Origin of the sequence: Nocardia transvalensis, from assembly GCF_015477765.1 — a bacterium.
GTDB classification, from domain to species: domain Bacteria; phylum Actinomycetota; class Actinomycetes; order Mycobacteriales; family Mycobacteriaceae; genus Nocardia; species Nocardia transvalensis_A.
This window is the reverse complement of record NZ_JADLQQ010000013.1, coordinates 155,957-174,873: the sequence shown is the minus strand read 5'-3', so window position 1 is coordinate 174,873 and position 18,917 is coordinate 155,957. Positions and strand designations below refer to the sequence as shown.

At 66.0% G+C, this 18,917-nt stretch carries 15 protein-coding genes; 6 read left to right on the top strand and 9 right to left on the bottom strand.

Going from position 1 to position 18,917, the window contains the following annotated elements; genetic code table 11:
- The first annotated feature begins 25 nt into the window (after nt 1-25).
- From IU452_RS32280 to IU452_RS32260, 5 genes are all read left to right on the top strand, one after another.
- Nucleotides 26-1,294: a DUF1173 family protein gene (locus tag IU452_RS32280; protein WP_195112997.1), complete on the top strand. Its 1,269-nt coding sequence runs from the start codon at nt 26-28 to the stop codon at nt 1,292-1,294.
- The gene (locus tag IU452_RS32275) at nt 1,287-3,785 is read left to right on the top strand and encodes a hypothetical protein (protein ID WP_195112996.1); all 2,499 of its coding nucleotides are present in this window, start codon (nt 1,287-1,289) and stop codon (nt 3,783-3,785) included. The genes IU452_RS32280 and IU452_RS32275 overlap by 8 nt, the downstream gene beginning before the upstream one ends.
- Before the next feature lie 99 nt (nt 3,786-3,884).
- The gene (locus tag IU452_RS32270) at nt 3,885-5,267 is read left to right on the top strand and encodes a hypothetical protein (RefSeq protein WP_195112995.1); all 1,383 of its coding nucleotides are present in this window, start codon (nt 3,885-3,887) and stop codon (nt 5,265-5,267) included.
- Between the two features lie 31 nt (nt 5,268-5,298).
- Nucleotides 5,299-6,198 carry a hypothetical protein gene (locus IU452_RS32265; RefSeq protein ID WP_195112994.1) on the top strand — a complete coding sequence of 300 codons (900 nt, stop codon included), beginning with the start codon at nt 5,299-5,301 and terminating at the stop codon, nt 6,196-6,198.
- 135 nt (nt 6,199-6,333) lie between these two features.
- Entirely contained in the window at nt 6,334-6,549 is a 216-nt protein-coding gene (locus tag IU452_RS32260; RefSeq protein ID WP_195112993.1) for a hypothetical protein, read from the top strand.
- A gap of 270 nt (nt 6,550-6,819) precedes the next feature.
- On the opposite strand, the gene IU452_RS32255 is transcribed toward IU452_RS32260, so the two are convergent.
- Both IU452_RS32255 and mobF read right to left on the bottom strand, forming a co-directional pair.
- On the bottom strand, nt 6,820-7,119 hold the full coding sequence (locus IU452_RS32255) for a hypothetical protein (RefSeq protein ID WP_195112992.1): 300 nt from the start codon (nt 7,117-7,119) through the stop codon (nt 6,820-6,822).
- Between the two features lie 109 nt (nt 7,120-7,228).
- Nucleotides 7,229-11,890: a MobF family relaxase gene (gene mobF / locus IU452_RS32250; protein ID WP_228819172.1), complete on the bottom strand. Its 4,662-nt coding sequence runs from the start codon at nt 11,888-11,890 to the stop codon at nt 7,229-7,231.
- Between the two features lie 239 nt (nt 11,891-12,129).
- On the opposite strand from mobF, the gene IU452_RS32245 reads away from it, so the two are divergent.
- On the top strand, nt 12,130-12,846 hold the full coding sequence (locus IU452_RS32245; protein WP_195112990.1) for a hypothetical protein: 717 nt from the start codon (nt 12,130-12,132) through the stop codon (nt 12,844-12,846).
- 240 nt (nt 12,847-13,086) lie between these two features.
- Here IU452_RS32245 and IU452_RS32240 read toward each other — a convergent pair whose 3' ends face one another.
- The 7 genes from IU452_RS32240 to IU452_RS32210 all read right to left on the bottom strand — a co-directional run bounded on the left by IU452_RS32240 (nt 13,087) and on the right by IU452_RS32210 (nt 18,911).
- Nucleotides 13,087-13,401, bottom strand: a complete 315-nt coding sequence (locus IU452_RS32240) for a hypothetical protein (protein ID WP_195112989.1) — start codon at nt 13,399-13,401, stop codon at nt 13,087-13,089.
- A gap of 28 nt (nt 13,402-13,429) precedes the next feature.
- A complete protein-coding gene (locus IU452_RS32235) occupies nt 13,430-13,738 on the bottom strand; it encodes a hypothetical protein (RefSeq protein ID WP_195112988.1) in 309 nt (102 codons plus the stop codon).
- Nucleotides 13,739-13,828: 90 nt separating this feature from the next.
- Entirely contained in the window at nt 13,829-14,323 is a 495-nt protein-coding gene (gene ssb, locus IU452_RS32230) for a single-stranded DNA-binding protein (RefSeq protein WP_195112987.1), read from the bottom strand.
- Between the two features lie 407 nt (nt 14,324-14,730).
- Nucleotides 14,731-16,446, bottom strand: coding sequence for a DNA cytosine methyltransferase (locus IU452_RS32225; protein WP_195112986.1), 1,716 nt, complete (start codon nt 16,444-16,446; stop codon nt 14,731-14,733).
- A gap of 314 nt (nt 16,447-16,760) precedes the next feature.
- Nucleotides 16,761-17,189: a DUF4254 domain-containing protein gene (locus tag IU452_RS32220; protein WP_195112985.1), complete on the bottom strand. Its 429-nt coding sequence runs from the start codon at nt 17,187-17,189 to the stop codon at nt 16,761-16,763.
- Nucleotides 17,190-17,407: 218 nt separating this feature from the next.
- Nucleotides 17,408-17,587 carry a hypothetical protein gene (locus tag IU452_RS32215; protein WP_195112984.1) on the bottom strand — a complete coding sequence of 60 codons (180 nt, stop codon included), beginning with the start codon at nt 17,585-17,587 and terminating at the stop codon, nt 17,408-17,410.
- A gap of 100 nt (nt 17,588-17,687) precedes the next feature.
- Entirely contained in the window at nt 17,688-18,911 is a 1,224-nt protein-coding gene (locus IU452_RS32210; protein ID WP_195112983.1) for a hypothetical protein, read from the bottom strand.
- Nucleotides 18,912-18,917: the final 6 nt, after the last annotated feature.

Sequence of the window (18,917 nt, the reverse complement as noted above, 5' to 3'; positions counted from 1 at the left end):
CATCCGCGAAAGGCGGTGACAGTCAATGTATGTCATCGACGGGCAGCTCCTCGACAGAGACCGGAGCAACGCCCAAACGGTGCTCGCCGCAGCACACGCCACCGGAACCCGGCCACGCTGCACGTGCCAAGGCGGCGACGGCGTCGACATGTACATCGCGAAGGTCAGCGGTCGATACCTGATCAAACGAATGCCCGGCACCGGATCGACTCACGACCCGCTGTGCACCTCCTGCGCACCGCCACCCGAAGTCTCCGGACTGGCGCACCTACTGGGAAAGGCAGTGAAGGAGGAACCGGAAGCCACCCGGATCACTCTCGGATTCCCTCTGAGCCACCACGGACGCCGCGTCGTCACCGCAGCCGCGGCCACCGAGGCCGATGACAGCGGCGGCGATCCCACCAAGCTGACCTTGCGCGGTCTGCTGCATCTGCTGTGGGACGACGCGGGATTCAGCCGGTGGACACCGGGCATGCTCGGCAAACGCAACTGGGCCACGATCCGCAAGTATCTACTCTGCGCCGCGGAAGACAAGACGACCAACCGGACTCCGCTGGTCAATCGGCTCTGGATACCCGAAACGTTCAACTCCGAGCGTAAGGCCGAGATCATCGCCCGGCGCACGGCCGCCCTGTCGCACATCGCCGGCAACCGATCGCACCGTCGGCTCATGATCGCCGTCGGCGAGATCAAGCGCGTCACGCCGACCACAACCGGCGCCGCACTGCTGCTCAAGCACGTACCCGATCTCCCGCTACACCTCGCGAATGAGACGTACACGCGGATGGTCGCGACGTTCGACACCGAACTGTCGCTGCGAGCCGACAACCCCGACACGCATCTGATCGGAATCCTCACCATCGGTGAATCCGCCAAGGGCACAACCGATGTCGAACAGATCGCGGTCATGACAGTGACCCAGCACTGGATCCCCGTCACCACACCAACCGAAAAGCACCTCGTCGACCGGCTCACCGACGATCAACGACGGTTCGTGAAATCGCTTCGCTACAACCAGGGCCCGGACACCCCCATGGCCGCGCTCACCCTCATCGACACCTCCCCGGCCACGGCGTGCTACATCATCGGCCCCGACGACAGCGACCTGCTGCGCAGCGGCATCGACTCGCTCATCTCGACATCGCAGCTGGACTCATGGATCTTCGACGCCGCCAATGAAACGCCACCACCAGCGGCGGCACGGCGTGACCGTCGATCTCACGACGAACCCGACCAGCCCACCCTCGACGTCGAACTCCCAGACCCGCCTGAAGGGAATCACGGCGATGAGTGACTTCGACTTCTGGCGCGACGTCATCGGCGACGACCTGGTGGTCGGCGGCGTGGCCTACTCCGCGACCGAATGGGAGAGTGACGGCGAAGGCGGGGTCCAACGGATCGCCGACCGTGTTCGTCGGGAACTCGACGAACGATTCGACCCGGAGGTGCGGGCGCACGCGGACCTGGTCGATCTGCTCGACTCGCCGTTCTCCGTCACCTTCGCCGCATCGGCGCCCGACGCCGACAACCGAGTCATTCAGATCACGTTCTACCACGGATGGACCGCATCCGAGCTGGAAGCGGAAGCGGGCCAACGACCCGAAACCGACTCGAGAGGAATTAGTCCGTACGACCCGGCAGACCTACGAGTCGCTGGCGAATATCGAATCGAGAGCGAATCGCTCGAGCGGCTGCTGCAGTACCTGGCCGCCGAACCGGTACTCCAGGACCACAGTTCCTCGACCGACCAGACGACCGGACGACCGCCCGTCGTCGTGCCGGAGAAGGAACGAACAATCCTGCAACAACATCAGAGCCGGATCGACACCCTTCGTGACGCTGTACGCAGCGCCCGCAGTCCCGCAGCGCTTGCGGCGGCACGGGTACAGGTCGCCGCAGAACTGCGGCGCCACGAGGCGTCAGCACCGGACCTGCACGGCGGCGCGTCCGATACCGACATTGCCGTCTACGACATCACCCGTGACGGGTACCGGGCCTTGGTCGCGTCGCTGGACGACCGCATTCAGCGGCGGTCCGGCGCACAAGCCGAGCCGACAACTCAGATCGGCGCGCAGAGCGCACGTCCCGCCGCGGTGAGCGAGCAGAACAGGGCACTCGTCTTCGGCCCGAAGGAGCGTGTGCTCCGCGAAGACGAGATCATCGCTCTGCCCGATGATCTCGCAGACGCGAACGATGTCGTGAATCCGGGTGGCGCGAACCTTGGTGCAGCAGTGCGAACTCAGCCGCCCGATGCGGCAGTCCGCGATCATCGCGATCGAGTACGGGAACGCTTCGATCCGCAGTACGAGGCGTATTCCGAACTCGAGAAGGTGCGCAGCCAGGGAGTGAACGTCGTGTTCGCCGCCCCGACCGACGCCCAGCCGCATCGCGTCGTGCAGATCACCTTCACCAAACAGCGCGGCTTCGCTGCCCGAGAACTGGTGGCAGATCCCGAGTGGTCGCCCTCGCCGTCAATACCTGCACCCATGTATCTCGACGGCATCCCCTTGCGTCCGATTGGCGACTATTGCCTGGACGACACGGAACGTCTGGGAGCGGTGATTGGCCAACTCAAAAGGGGGCCAATGCTCAACGGCACATCACAGACCCGTGGTGAGCCCGTCCTGGTGCCGGCGGCGCACGAAGCAATCCTTCTCGAGTTCCTGACCGATCTCGACAACCACCTCGGAAGAGTCCAGGAAAAGGGCACGTTGGACGCACTACTTGCTGCTCACCAGGCCGTGAGCAGCGAAATGAGCGTCATGCGACTCGGAGATATGCACCCGGAGATCTACTGGGAGTGCGAGATACTACAGGCCGAACTCGACGGAAGGATCAGGCGGGTCCTGAACGGGCTCGAGCCTCTCGATGAAAAGGCAACGGGATACGTCGACCCCGACCCATGGGGCGACTACCTGGATCCACCGACCGCCGGTCTCATGGACTCCGCCGACACCAGGTCGGGGCAGATCGCCGATCAGATAGAGATTGCCGTTCGACAGCGGTTCGACCCGACATACCCGCAGTGGAAAGCACTCCACGACGCCGAAACCCGCGGAGTCTATGTCGAATTCGCCGCACCGGCGGCCGGTACCCCCGGACGACGCGTCTCGATTCGCTACAACAGCGTTGCCGGGCAGTGGCAAGCCCGCGAATACCAGCACGAACACAACGAGCACGTCAACCTGACCGAGTACGTCGGTGAGTACCGGGTCCGCCCCGGAGTGCACCCGTGGCTTGGCGAATTCCTCGACGGTCTGGAAACCAGGCCCGTCCTCATCGACGCCCGGACAGGAGAAGCGATTCCGCGTCCGGCGGTCCACCCTCCCGACATCGCACAAGCACAGCTGTGGAAATACGCGACCGCCGTCGCCGACCTCGCCGCCGGGCTGGACAGAGCACGCGAAACAGCAGATTACCGCGCCGCTTACAAGGAGCTGGTCGACTCGATCACCGAGCCAGGACACAGCGCAGAGTGGAGCCACGCCGCCGAACAGCTGCTGGATGAATTCGGCGGCCGGATCGCGATTTCCGACGCCCTCCGCGAATCGTCCGGGCGCGCAACCGACAGCATCGGCGACCGGGTGAGGCCACCCGAACCGACCAATCGCGGGGGCCGACTCTCCGACGGCTCCCGTGAGGGGGCGCGAGGTGGTGACCACACGCAATGCGGCCCAGCCGAGCGCGCCGAAGCAACGAGCCCTGACTCCACTACATCGTGGGCACAGCGCATACGCAGGGGTCTGTCGAAACCCCCGGCGGCGCACCGGCGCCGCCGCATCTGAACTCCGCGTAACCCGCAGCGAAGGAGGCTTCGCGATGACAACACCATCTACATCCCGAATCGCAGCGCACTGCGCTGCCGAGCGGCAGGAGCACGGGCCATGGCTGAGCCACTGATCGACCACGACGTCGAAGCCATCTCCGCCGTCGCCGCCCTGGTGAACTCCGGTGACCTGCGCCGCGCCAAACAGAAGGTACGCGAACTCGCCAAGACGATCGACCGTGAGCGGCTCGGCATGATCTGGCAGTGTGTCTCGGTCTGGGAGCGCCACCCGTACGAGCAGGCCAAAGCCGAGATGAGACAGCTCTGGCACAACAACCCGGCACAGCGCGCACTCATCGAAAAGCTGGTGCCGCCAACCGATCCCCACGTGCACCAGGCACCAGGCAACCGGCTTCCCGCACGACCGGCCGGCGGACGGAGCGTGCGAGCCAGTGCCACGAACTCCAACGGCAGCGATTTCTACCGACCACCCCGCGACACCCGCCGTCGCGTGGACCCGACGCTGCGAACCGGCCCGACCCGGCCGTCCAATCGCGAGGAACACGCCGTCGTCGACGCGTACTTCGGCGACACCGCCGTCGACCAACACACCCAGGCCGCGGCATTACGTCACCGCAAGCGCGCGGGCGAGGACACGATCGACGACACCGAGCTGGTGAACGAGGTGCCGGATGGGCGGGCAGGTGTCGACGACAACAAGCCGTATGCCCGAGACAGTCGAAAACCCTTCGCATCACTGGATATTCAGCACGACAGCGACTACGACGACGACCGCTACAAAGAGGTCGAGGACGCCTACCGAGACCTGGACAAAGAAGACGCCGCCCCGACCCTGCGTGGGCTGCCGTGCGTGGGCTGCCGCCTCGAACGGGCGGCACTCGACGCTAGCACCTCGCCCTACGGGTTGCCGTACAACGAACGCATCCGATCGGGACGCGGCGACGACGGGCTGTGCAACCCATGTCGGATCGACGGTGTGACCGGAATCCGGGAACTCCCACTGGGACACAGCAAGGTCGACGCCATCAACGCCCGATGCGAATTCATCGCCGAACACAACGGCCCGGCTGCGCGCAGCATCCTTCGGCAGGAATGGCGCCTCTGCAGGGAAATGGGCGACATCGGATACCGCGCCATCGAAACCTGGGTCCGCAACCACCTCGAACTACCGCAGACAACGAATCCGCCGAAAACGCGCAGCACATCGACCGCCGGCACCAAGCCCGCCAGTGTCAGCAACGGATGGTGCGAGGGCTGCAGCGAGTTCCGCCAGGTCACCGACGGACAGTGCCTCGACTGCCGTCCCGCCTCGACTGCTCCACCTAGCAGGCTGCTCGAAACAGGCGAGGTACGCAGCCGGAGCGAGCGCGTCGAGCGCACACAACAGCCTGCTGCGGCCGTCACCGCAGAACAACGGCGCCAACGACTCTGGCGAACCCAATCCGCGGCCCGGCAGACCGGCCAGCGCCGCCACCTGTAAGTCGTATCCGACTCACCCATCGAGGACCGTCATGACCACGAGACAACCTCGGCGAGCCACCTCCTACCTCGCCGCATTCGCAATCCTCGCGGACCCTGCCCGGCCGCACGAAACACGCCAACCCAGCAGGGCCGAGTTCGACACGCTGCACGACGCGCTGGCGTGGCTGCACGACCGTGCCCACGACGACACGGCAGCGTCGGGACCAGCCCTGGCCGCGGCAGCTGTTTACGCTCGATCTGCGAGCCGACAAGAGTTCGCACCGATACGCCGATTCGGGGTCGGCACCGGCCCTGAGATCGCCGACGCGATCCGCATGGCGATCACGACCGCTCGCCCCGCCCAACAGCCAACCGAAACAGCACGGACGAGGCCGGCAAGCGGCGATCCCGCCTCCGAGGCAGCCCATGCACTGGACCAGGCCCTCGCAGCCGGTCTCAGCATCCAGTTCGCCGATCCCACTGAGCCCAGCCGAATCCTCATCGTCGGCATGATCAATCGGGAATGGACGACCGTCGAATACCGGCAAGACCACCCGCCCCGCAGCGAACTCCGCGAAATCGGCCGCGTCGGCGTACCGCACTACGCGCGAGTTACCGACATGCTCGGCGACCTTGCCATCGGCGCCCCCTACCGCGCCACCGCGCGGGCCGGACAGCACCTGCCCGCAGTCACCGTACCGGCCGACATCGTGGAAGACCTCTGTGCGTTCCAAGCCCGCCTCGATGCGCTAGCGGCGAGAGCCCGGATATGCGCGTGCGACCACCCGGAGATCCTGGCAGCCACGCGACTCGGCGGCGCCGTCGCGGCAGCGGAATCCGAAACGACCTCGATCAGCACCCGCCTCACTGACACCGCGCCCCGCCGACGCAGGACGCGCGGACGCCGCCATACGGCTGACGCACGGGCACGACGAAAGGCACGGTTGTGAGCCGGATCCCGCTTGCAGCCCCTGGACTGCGCTTCTACGCGGGCAGGCGACCTACTTCGCCGCCCGATGATGCCCCTACGCAACAACTCTGACTTCAGGCGCACTGGAGCGTAAACAACCAGCAAGGAGGTCGCGATGACCGTCAAGAAGACCGTCCAAGCGCTGTTGGGCTTCTCCTATATCCCCGAGGGCAGCACCATGCCGCTGTACTGGATCGATGAAGTCGAGATCACTGTTGCCCCCGTAGGAACGGAATGCTCTCACACAGAAACCATTTGCCCCGACTGCGCCGAACGATGGCAGATCGGACTCGTGCTCACCGAGCGCCTCCCGTGGGAACTCACAAAATAGACCAGACCACGAAACAACCGACACACCAACCGATTACCGCGATTCAACAAGACGCCCGCCCTGCTCCCGCCGGGCGGCCCTACCACGAGCGGCAGTTCCACGCGGTGACCGCGCGGACAACGGCATCCTCGCTTAACACCCGGGAGGAGTTCTCGGCGCTGGCCGAGAGCATCCGGGCCACTTCACCAGCAGTACAGACACCGATTGCGGGTCCTCGGCGCCACTCGCACCAAATATCGGAAAGACCGTTGCGACGGTTCACGAGCTGTGTCAACGCACAGCTCGCGGGCGGAGACGACGCAGCATCGGCAGTCGATAGGCGTGCTTCGCGAGGGCTGACCGCCAGCGGTGGTCTCGGGCGGCCAATCGCCAGTGGCTGGCCAGCCACAGTGCGACGCCGAAGACGAGCCAGCCGAGATGGGCCAACGGCGCCTTGTACGGAAACAGCAAGACAGATGCGATGGAGTCGATCACGAGCAGTATGGCGAGGAATCGCGCGAGACCGGGATACAGCGCCCAGGCCAGCAGAAGTACCAGTGCAATGATGACGCTCAGCCCCATCTGCCCCATGATCGATGCCCCTCTCGGTGTTGAGCGAGCCTGTGGCTACCGGAATTGTCCGCCGCGGACGGATCGGCATCAAGAGGCAGATGATCGACCGCCACGCCATCACGACGAGCTACAACGACCGACGGCGACGTCGAAGCGGCAGCGATCGCTGTCGCCGGAGGAGTTTCCTACGCCGCCGGGCATCCCGTGTGGCGTCATCCGACGTCGATCCCTCGTCAGTTGACGCGTCGTCGTGACGCGGCGGCGACGGCAGGAGCGAGAAGCTGTCGGGCGATGGCGAGGGCCTGTCGCCGCCGGGATCACGAGGATCCGCCACCGGCTGACGGACGACAGGCGTATCGCTTTGAGGGGGAACGGCAGCACGGTCGCTGTCGACGAGCGCGCGTTCCTCGTGCGCGATACGCCGTCGAAGCTCGGCGGCGAAATCCACGAGACATTGGTCGATGCCCGGGAACCAGGGGGGCGGAGGGCTCAGCGTCGGGGGTGACGTCCCATCCGAGATGAGTGCGGCGTGCTCGGTGAGCCGGTTTACCGCACCGATCGCTGAGATGAGTTCGGTGGTAGTGGACGTGTCGTCGCTTAGCGTCAATGTTTCGAGTTTCACCGCGCCCGCCGCGATGGCTGCGTCTGTGCGGCGGTTTGCTGTTTGGCGGGCGACCCATCGTTGAGCGCGGCCAGCCAACAGGGAGGCGGGGTCGCGGGTCTCCAGCAGGGTGGTGCCAAAGTCGGTGAAGTCGTCGGTGGTGATCGAACCGATCAGCGCGTTGCTGTTCAAGCCGGTGGCGTCGGCGCGAGCGATCGCGTCGAGCAAGGCGGCGAAATGCCGGGAGCGGGCGGCTTCGCGGTATACCACCACAGGAAGGGCCCGATACAGCAGGTACCGCCCGCGCTCATCGGACAACTGCTTGATGTAGTGCTCATGGTCGTGACGCAGCCGGTCGAGACGTTGAATGCGCATCCGCCGCGTGAAGTCGTCTCGAAAGGATTCGGGATCGGGCGCATCGACAGCTTCGACCGGCGCAGCGGGTCCGGGGCCGCCGGTGAGGCGGCGCCAGAGCTCGTCGGCAAGATCGGCGAGTTCGGTGTCGACGCCGGGATGACGGCTCGGCACAGGCGGGCCGCCCGTCACTGGAGCGTCACGCAGGGCTCTGAACCGACCTGATTGCGTCAGTACTTCGCGGTGATTGACGGCCGCAGCGGAGGCATAGAGCGTCGCGTCGCCGGACGTGTCCGCGGTCAAGGTGTCAGTCGCCGCGGACACAGCTGCGGTCGCGGGGGTGAGATGCTGCAGGATCCAGTCGTCGGCGCGAGCACACAGCACTGCAGCCACGTCGCGGGCGGTGGCCAGGCTCTCGCCGAGATCCTCACCATTGTTGGTGGCGAGGTCGGCGACGAGGGCCCGGCTGTCGAGTCGATGCCGATCGGCCAGCGCAATCGTGTCGAGCAGGGCTTGGAATTGGTCGGAGGTCTCGGCGTCGCGATAGAACACGACAGGCAGTGCCCGGTCGAGCAGGTGACGGCCGCGTGCGTCGGCGAGCAGCGCGGTGATGTGGTCGTAGATGCCGCGCAGCCGCGCCGGGTCGTCGATGCGGGCCTGTTCGAGTCGCATGGTTTCGGTGGCGGTGAGATTGTCGTCCTCGCGGGCCAGGACTCTCGCGAACATTTGCTGTCCGGTGAGCGGGTCTTCGGGCTGCTGCTCGCAGGTCGGGTCCAGGGCGTCGGTGGCCAGGTAGATGCGGTTGGATTCCGCGCCGCGGGTGAGCCCGACGTAGGCGAGGGCTCGCCCGAGGGTGGCATTCATCAACAGGTGACACCGGTCGACGGTGCTGCCCTGGCTGCGGTGCACGGTGGACGCGTAGCCGAGCTCGACATTGGCGGCTACGTAGTTCGCCGGGAGACGCACACTGCCGCGGTGATCGGCACCGAGAACGGTGATCGACCCGTCGCCGTGCACTTTCCGGATGCGCCACAGGTCGCCGTTGTCGATGCCGCTGCCGCGGCGTTTGCCGCCGGTGATCCGCAACCGGTTGTCGTTTAGACGAGTCAGCACGACGTCGCCGACATGACCGTCAGCGTTATCGGACAACCTCACCGAGCCGCGCGTTGTGTCGACGCGTCCGGACACGGTGTGGGCGGCTTGAGCGGCGAGGTTCAGGGCGGCGACGTCATCGAGCGTCGCGGCGAGCATCAACGAGGACTTTCCGGCGGCGATGTCGGCGAGGTGATTGGCCAGGATGTGCTCACGCAGCTCGTCGACCATCCCGGCGGTGATGCGGCTGGAGCCGCTGTAGAACTCCCACGCCGCCTCCGCATCACCGGCACGGACGTGCAGTGTGGCTGCAGCCTCGGCGGCAGTCTTGAATCGGACGATCGACATCAGCGTCGGCGCGCGGGTGTCGGCGGCGACCAGACGCAGCGCGCCACCGGACTCGACGGCAGACAGCTGGTGTGGGTCGCCGACCCATCGCACGACCGCGCCGCGCTGGTGGGCGAGCCGTTGCAGCTGGTCCAGGTCGTGGGTGGCCGCCATCGCGGCTTCGTCCACGAGCAGCATTGCGCCCGGGGTGATTCCGGTGGGCAGCCTGTACTTGGCGAGGGTGAGAATCCGGGCGACGGTGGAGCCGCGCACGCCGATGCTGTCGCCGAGTTCGCGTGCCGCGTTCTTCGACGGACCGAGCGCCAGTACCGATCTTCCGCTGGCCCGCCAGGCGCGGGCGACGACCTTCATCGTGGTGGTCTTGCCGCTGCCGGCGGGGCCGATGGCGGCGGTCAACGCCATCGCTGACGTGCAGAGGTGATGCGCGATCGCCCGCTGCGCGGCGTTGAGACGGCGACGCTGCCGAGGTTGGGACCGCTCGACGTCGGCGATTGCCGCGTCGACTGCAGTGTGGGGGAGGTAGTGGTCGGTGGCGGTGTTGGCCGCGTCCAGCAAGCGGTGTTCGGCGGCGAGGACTTCTTCGCTGGTGTAGCGGATCGCGCCGGTGACGGTGAATTCGCTTTCCCCGTTGCGCCGCGCGATGGCTGCGGGCACCGGGTCCGGGTCGATGGTCAATTGGATGCTGTGCTCGTCGCGGACGGCCTGCACGATTTCCTCGACGGCGGCGCGCTGCGCAGTGTCGCTGTGGAAATCGCACAGACCGACTCGTTCGTCGGCGGCGGAATAGATATTGGCCTCGGTCCAGGTCGCCCGGCGCCGCGCGACCGTGGCCGCGACTTCCTGAGCGATTCGTTTCGGGTCATATGTTGTGCGCTGGGAGGCGGTGAATGCCTCGTCGATGTCGGCAAGCAACTCGTCATCGTCGCGTGACCGCAGCAATACCCGAACCTGCTCGATGGCCGAGTCGCGGTCACTGATCTGAGTGCCGACACATTCGTCGACTGCGTGCTGGATTGCGGCGCTCACGTGCGCGTCGTTGGATCGCAGAACTTCGGATGCGCCGCCGACGGCCACGCCCGCGGCGATGGCGAGTCGGCGGGCGTCGAACGTGGCTGGATGATCGTCGAGCCGGTGCTGTTCGAGGAGATCGGTGACGAAACGTCGTGCATCGCGGCCGTCGCCAAGGAAGCCGCGGACCCGGCGATCCCAGCCGGCCAGCATGTCGCGCAGGCTGTGCGGTTCGGCTTTGGCGTCCCGGGTTTCCAGCGTCGCCTGTTGCGCCAACTTGGCCTGGGCGCGCTTGTCGGGATTGCGGCCGTGCGCTCGCCGGTACGCGGCGAGGAGTTGTTCGGTGCGGGCGAGGATCGCTGTGCGGCGCCGGGAGAAGAACTCGATCATGACATCGGAGATGCCGACGATCTCGAGCACCGGTTGCTTGCCGCGACCACGGGAACGCTCTTCGAAGCGCAACCCGAGACGGCGTCGCAGCTTGCCGACGATCATCGCGTTGTAGCGACACGACAACGCCACGGCGCCGCCGTAGAGAGGCCGCGCGTCGAGCGAGGACCATTTGCCGTCGCTGCCTTGGACTTTGGTCGATATCGTGGCGTGCGTGTGCGGTAACGGGTCGCCCGTGCGCGAGTCGTAGTGACGGAACAACGCGACGGTGAACCCGTTCGCGTCGATCTGCCGAGCGCCGTTGTGGCCGCGGCGGGTGACCGCGTACCGCTGTTCGGCCCACTCCAGGGTTTCGCGCATCGCTTCCTCGTGGCATTCCCAGATGACGCGGCGCACGTCGTCGTCGGCCAATCCCCAAAGGATCGCGATCGATTTCTGCGGGGTGAAGACGCAGTCGAAGCCGGCGACGGCCTTGCGTGAGTTCTCCCTCTCTTGGGCGAGTGTGTCTTCGATGGCCTCGGTCGATGGCTCCGCGCCGAGTTCGGCGGTCAGGTGCGTGCGGGTGGCCTCGGTGCGCAGCATCATCCGCTCGTCGTAGGTCGGTCGCCGCTTGTTCTTCTCGGTGAACGCGACCACCATACGATCGAGCAATTCCGATATTGGTGTTGAAGATGAGAATTGATAGAAATTCGTACCCAAACTCGCGGCGGCGATCGCCTCGGCAATCGACTTTCCGTCGGCCAATTCCTCGGTGATGATTCGGTTCGCGTCCGGGTGCATTCCCTCACCGAACAACAATTGCATCTGCTGTTCGGTCACCTCGCCCGATAAACCGAGCGCGGCTGCTCCGCGCCCGAACCACTGGCCCGGTGGGCAGCCGTGCGCGGTGTAGTAATCGGTGAGGTCACGGGTGCGATCCCGCATGCGGTCGCCCGTGGCGACCTGCTGGGTCAAGTACTCGTAGCCGTCGCCGGAATGCAGCCGGTGAAGTGTCATCACCTATTCGAAAGTCCCCCAAGTCGCATCGCGATGCAAGGGGTGTGACGCGTGTAAAAAGAAAGCCCATATGGGATGTAATGGGATGTAATGGCGCGAGCAAGAATGGTGTGCAGAAGGCGGTGTTGGCAGAGCTACATTGAAATTCTGAAGAAACAGAATGAGAGAAGGGCCACGTCAGGCCGGACCCGAAACCGGGACGACCGGCGGGCCGAGAACACCGGGAAGCGGAGGACGACATGGACGGGCAGCAGCCACGCAAGCGGTCGACGTCAGGACGGGCGATCGCGCGCCGCATCGCCGCTCAGGCGGTGCGGCATCAGCTGGAGATCGCCAAGGCCAACGGCGACGACCTGTACCTGTTCCGCCGCCAGCGCGACGCCCAGAGGCGGGCAGCCCAGCGCCGCGATGCCGCCATCGCCGCCGCGATGGCTCGATGCGAGACAGCCGTGGCGAAAGCGAAAGACACCTACGAGAAGGTGGTGGCCGCGGCGCTGCCGGAACAGAGCGACGCGTTGCGCCGGATGAAACAACGAGGGGTCAGCGACGCCGACCTCGGCACGTGGGCCGAGATGCCTGTCGGTGAACTGCGCAAGCTGCTCGGCAGCAGTCGAAACGCAGCGTCGACCGGCAAGTCGAGGCGAGGGCGTCAAAGCCCGGCGCGCGATGACGACCGGAAACCGCGGGTCCCGGCGAGAGACGAGGCGGTGGGACTATCGGAGCTCCGAGGGAAGCAACCGGCGCAGGACGGAAGCGCGGACGATCCGCGCGGCGAGGCGGGAACGCCACGCGCCGTGTCTGACGGCGAAGACGGAGTGCCCGGCCAGCCACAGCACGATCCCGGCCAGCAGCCAGCCGACATGCGCGGCGGGGGCACGGTCGGGAAACAGGACCAACGTGAGGACGGAGTCGAACATCAGCAGGATTCCGGCGACCCGGGCGAGGATGGGAAATAGGGACCAGAAGATCAGGAAGCCTGCAACGGCGATGGCAGCCAACCAGATCAATGCCATGGTGAGCCTTTCTCTTGCGCGGCCGGGGCCGACGGGATGAGGGATCGCGAGCGTCGCTTGTGGCTCGGCGTGGACTCCGGGGGCCGTGTCGGGGGGCACCGCGCACCTACTGGGCAGGCGGGGAGAGTCAAAGTGCCGACACGGCCCTCGTAGTCCGCGCGAGGCGCGGCGGTGGCCGCGCGGTCAGACGCCGTGCTGCTCGCCGGAGGAGGCGATGTCGCCGCCAGCGTTGTGGGGCGAGGGTTGCGTATTCGGCAGGCTCCAGTGGTAGGAGCTGCCGGGGTGGGGCGCGACGCGCGACATGCCGGTGGTGGCAAGCCGCTCGCGGCGCACGTCGTTGAGCTGTTCGGACTCGCGATCGAGACAGTCGTCCACGATCACAGTCAGATCGTGGACGACCGCCTCGAGAGCGCGACAGCGGTCCGAGAGTTCGGCGACCAGAGCGCGTAGCCGAGAATTCTCGGCCTCCAGCTCAACTCGTAGGAGTGGCTCGGACATGACGCACGCATCCGTCGGTGCATCCGACTCAGTCGGGCAGCGGGGTCACCGGTCGACGGTGATAGTGCTCGAATTGTGCTCGCCGGAAATCGGCGGCAGAGACACGGACACCACGATCGGCCAACCCCGCGACGTAGCGGTCGAGACGGCCCTGGGCCGCAGCGTGATCGTGAGTGGAGACACTGCGGGCGATCTTTTCCATCAGCTCATGCGCGCGCCGGTCGATCGTCGGATAGCGGCTGGCCCAGGAGCCCTCCATGCGTTCCCACTGGTCCGGGTCGTAGGTGAGGTCACCGACCCACCCGTCGATATGCGCCGTCGCAGTCACAACAGTCATCGTCTTGCCTTTCAGGGCGAGGGAATGGAAACAAGGACGCCTGTCCCGGCCCCGCGATGCGGGACCGGGACAGGCGATGGGAGATGAGGGTCAGAACGGTGGCTTGTCGTCGTCGCTCTCGGGGGCCGACTGCTCGCCCGCGCCGACCGAGACGGGGGTCTGGTCGGCGGCAGCGCCCCACGGGTCCTCGATCGGCTCGCTGATCACGGTGGTGGCGCGCGACGCCTTGGTGACCTGCGCGGTCGCGTACTGCAACGACGGTCCGAGGACATCGACGGTCATCTCCATGACGGTGCGCTTCTCGCCCGTGTCCTTGACGGTGTAGCTGGACTGCTTCAACCGCCCGTAGCCGATGACGGTCATGCCGCGGCTGAGGCTGTCGACGATGTGCTCGGCCAGCGCACCCCACGCGGTGCAGCGCATGAACACCGCGGGCAGGTCCTTGTACCGTTCGGCGTTCTTGTCGTAGTAGCGGTCGTTGCACGCGACGGTGAAGTGAACGCCAGCTTCGCCCTTGCTGCTGAAGAACAGTTCCGGGTCGGCGGTCAGGTTGCCGATGATGGTGGGAGTAATTGCTCCGAACATGGTGAGTCTCCTCGGGTGAAGTGAGTTGATAGGACGATCGACCCACCCCCGGCCGCACCAGCTCGAAAGTGAGAAGAGCTGGATCGGTGCCCGGGGGCTGTCGATCTATGGCTCCGCCATCGGGCTGCGGCAAGGGCGTCAAGCCTGGGGCGCTTTTCCACAGGCTTGACGCCCTTGCCACGGCCTGATCCCCTTGGGGTAGATCGACAGCTCCCGGCACCGATCCCGCCTACCAACCGCACCTTCCATGTACCGACCCGACAATGCCGCAAGGCTTTCCAGCCAGGTGGGATGCCGGGAATCTCGCCAGTAGGCACCGGTGAATGTCGAGTTTGGTTCGGAACGACGGGCGCTACTGGTGCAAGACCCCCGTGCCGTGCGATGAGCAGGTCGTCGTGCAGGCCGGTCTACGCCGCCAGCGGTAGGGAGCGGGTCGGTGCCGCGGTGCGCTGGTGGGGAGTCGGGGTGGCGGGCCAGCGGTCGATTTCTTCGCCGGTGATGGCCTCGACCAGCGCGGAGATAATGACTTCCGCGACAGGCGGGGTGACGGCGTTGCCGAGCTGGCGTACGCGCTGGCGCTTGTTGCCGACCACGACGTAGTCGGTTCCGAACGCCATCGCCCGTGAAATTTCGTGGGGCTCGAGCATTCTGAACCGGACATCGTTGATGTAGTCCTCGCTGAGGACGTCCACGAGCGCGTAGGTGTCGCGGGTGGTCAGCGTGCCCATGGGCTCGGCGACCGGGTGCGGGACGCTCTTGCCGAAGTACGGCAACAACATCGACTCCCACAACCCATGCAGTGTGGTCGTCGAGGGAGTGACCAGGCCGTGGTGATTTCCGGAGGCGGTGACGGTGGCCAGGGCCTCGTTCACGGAGCGGGCATCGGAGGATCCGCCGCGGAGTTCGGTGACGAACGGGAGAAAGCACACGGCGGTTTCGGCGCGGGTGGTCTGGGTGCGCATCGGCAGGGTGGCCGGTACGGCTTCTTTGCCGTCGCGGCCCTCCATCGGCACCACCAGGGGCGGCACGACGAGGCCGTGATTGGATCCGTCCGCGACAACGGTGGCCATCGGCTCGTGCAATCCGACGGTGCGTGCCCTATCGGACCTCAGCAATGCGAGGAACGGGGCCGGAACGGCGATGCCGTCGTTTTCTCGGGTGGTGCGGGCGCTCATCGGCGCGGTGATCGGCATCGCCGCGTCGCGCCAGGTCCCGCCTGCGGGGACCATCATCGGCGCGGGAGTGGCGTAGCGCTTGAGTCCCACGCGGATGCGCTCCATCGTCTTCTCCGCCAGCGGCCGATCCCGATCACCGATGCGGGTACCTTCCAAGCTCCAGTCGATTGCGACCGCCGCTGGGGACGCGGGCGGCTCGAGCACGGAGTTCCGGCAGGTCACGTGCGGGCATCGGTAGGTGTACTGTTGCCGGTAGCGGCCCATATCGACGCCGGGCTGTTTGAACACCTGCAGCGCCTGGACCCACTCGTCACAAACCTCGCAATACGCCAACGGCCGCAACCACTTGTCCCAATCCGGTTCGCGCTGCAACGCGGTGTCCCAGTAGGCCAGATAGAGCCGATCGCGCGACTGCGGGGCAACCGGGGTGCGTGCGGGCTGGGCGTGCATCGAGTTCATCGCGATCAGCCGGGTCTTGTAGCCCAGGGCGCGGATTTCCCCGATCCAGCGACTCCACTGGTCCCACCCCCTGACCTCGACAACGTTTTCCACTATTCCGGCGCGAACCCTGCCGCCGCGGTCGATGACACCGCGCAGGTACTGGGGGACCTCTTCCATGAGGGCGCGGGAGCGTTCGGCTTCCTCGTCGCGAGGAAGTTCGAGCAGGTCGGTTTGGAGGCTGTTGTGGAAGTCGCGGCGTGTTCCGCGCGCGGAGGACCATTGCGGGCACTCCGGGGACGCCCACAGTAGGTCGGCGACCGGCCAGCGATGCACCGGCGCGGTGCGGATGTCACCGAGATAATGATCGGTAGCCGGAAAATTTCTGGAATGCGACTCGATTGCCAGGTCCCAATGATTCGCGGCGCGAGCGACGTGAACGCCGGGAACAGCATGTGCGCCTTGACTGGAGCCACCGGCGCCACAGAACCAATCCATCAACTCGAGCATGGTTACACCCCTTCAGAAGACAAGCAAGGCGACAGGCGACTCAGACCGAAAGCGATTCACGCCACCGCGTCGGTCGGCCGGGTTCGTCGTCACCGACTCGGTTGTGTCGCCGGTTGCTGACAGAAAAATTCGGCCGACAGAACGCGGCTGGGCTCGGCCTGCGCAGAACTCGCGGACTCGGCCTCGTCGGTGCCGAGGGACTGTGTGGTGTGGATGGTGGATGTCATTAGTGGGGACTGCATACGATGACAAGGAACGGGCCCCGGCCAGCTATCCTCTGGCCGGGACCCGTTCGCGAATGAGTGGGTGACCGGTCAGACCGCCGGGGCGGTCTGGTACCGCGGCAGGCGGCGCCGGCCGGACAGCAGGTCGGTGACGAGCTGGTCGTATGCGGTTTTGAGGTCGGCGAGCGCGGTATCGAGTTCGTCGGCGACACGGTCCGGTCCGGGTGCCCGGGGTGTGATCGCTGCGCGGGTGACCGTCAACGCGACCAGCCGCCCAATGACCGCCGCCACGGTTTCGGTGTGCACGATGGCGTACCAGCGCTCGCGCGGCAGTCGCTGCGCGATGATGCGGTCGATCATTTCGAGCAGCTCGTCATGAGTGAGTTCCAGCTCCTGCGGATCATCCTCGTGACCGGTCGCGTGGGTGTGGTCGGCGGCGGCGAGCCGGGCCAGACTGCGGACCCCGCCGAGCACGGCGTCCTCGGGTGGGTCCGCCAGGGGATCACACGCGGCGACCACCTCCTCAGCGGACGGAAGGATCCCAGATGGGACGGTGACTTCGGTTTGCCGAATATGGTTCCGCCGCAACTCGGCGGGGACCTCGCTTGTATCGAGTTTGCGGGTCCAGCTGACAGCGCTGCCGATTGTCACTCGCCAGCGTCGGAAGTTGAAACTGAGCGAAACGATCCTGGAGTCACTGACCTTCACCTCCGGTGTGAAAGACGCTATGGGGTCGGTCATTTCGACTCCTTTTCGCGAGTGGTGAGATTGACCGGGCGTAGCCAGTACTTGCCGGTCCATTGGGGAAACAGTTCGCGCCAGCGGGCGGCGACGTCGGGACCGAGCGCGGCGACGGGGTCCGCCGTTCCTAGGTAGAGCAGATGGTCGTAGTCGGTATGAGCGAGAACATCGACCATGACTTTCAACCTCCTGAATGGATAGGAATACTTTGTGGTGCAACGCATTCGGTGATCTCGCAGCGTTGAATGCGCCGCGGGACGTTGTGGGGCCGCCGGATCAGACGAGGGTCATCGCGCGCAGAGCCAGGTCGTCGAGGGCGTCGGCTCGGTCGGGGTCAGCGACGGTTTGGCTGTAGCTGGTGACCGCGTTCGCGACGCCCGCGGCGGTCAGCTGGCCTCCGGCCACAAAATGGCTGAGAATTCCGGCACGTTCGGCGTCGGAGAAGCGCATCTGTTTGGCGATGACGGTGATCGTCTTATCCGGTTCGGTCACCGGAGTGGTTGCCGTGGTATCCAGAAGTGCGATCTGTTCGGCGAGGAACTCAGGTGAGAGCCAATGCCGGACCGTGTCGCGGGCTTTGGCCGTCACGACGGCCAATTGCTTGTCGTAGGTGTCCTGGGACCAGGCGACAGCGCCGGCCTTGAGTCGGCTGCCGAGGTGAACATCGCGAACGGCCAGCATCGGCAGGGTAAGTCCGTTGCCGCAGACCTGGACGTAGAGTTCCGGTTTCAGCACGACCGCGCCGTGGCCGGTCTCTGAGTTGGAGAAGCGGAAACCGGCGAACATGACCGGCAGGCCCGGATCGCTGGATGACGGGGCGGCATGGGCGGGTCGGCCGGGCGGGGTGGTGACGGTGGTGCGGTCGCGGGCGAGTTGTGGTGCGGCGAACGGGTTGCGGTAGTTGGCGAGCAGAGCCGGAGCCAGTTGGGCGACGGCAGGTGAGTAGACCTTGACGTGCATCGCGGAGTCGGTCAGGTCGCAGGAGCGGATGGTGACCGGGGTGTCTGCCTGGTTGATGCCGTCGAGAACGGCGGTTAGCACATCGAAGTTGTCGCAGATGCCGAAGCGGTCCGACAGGACTGCCCGCAGCATCCCGGGTCCGCCGGGATCTCCGCGGAAGGTCCGTAAGAGGAACTTTCGCTGGTCGGGTTCATGTCGGCTGTCGGAGCCGGGGACGCGGCCATGGATTTTGCCGTTGATGTTCACGTCGAACAGGTCCAGTCGGCCGGTGTCGCGCAGGTGGCGCAGGTAGCGGCGGGATATGTCGAGTTTCTCGGCGAGGTCGCCGTCGGCGGAGGCAGTCGGCAAGTACCGGCCGTCGACCGGGGTGAGACCGGCCTCGTCGATGACGGGGTCCGCCCCGGTCAGTTCGATGAATCCGTCACGGCAGGTCAACGCGGTGGCGGGGGTGACTATGTCGAGTTTGGCGGCCTGCTGGGATTGCAGCAGAGCGACCATGTCGTCGAGTGCGGCGTTGCGGACGCCGGTGAGCACGGACATGAGAAA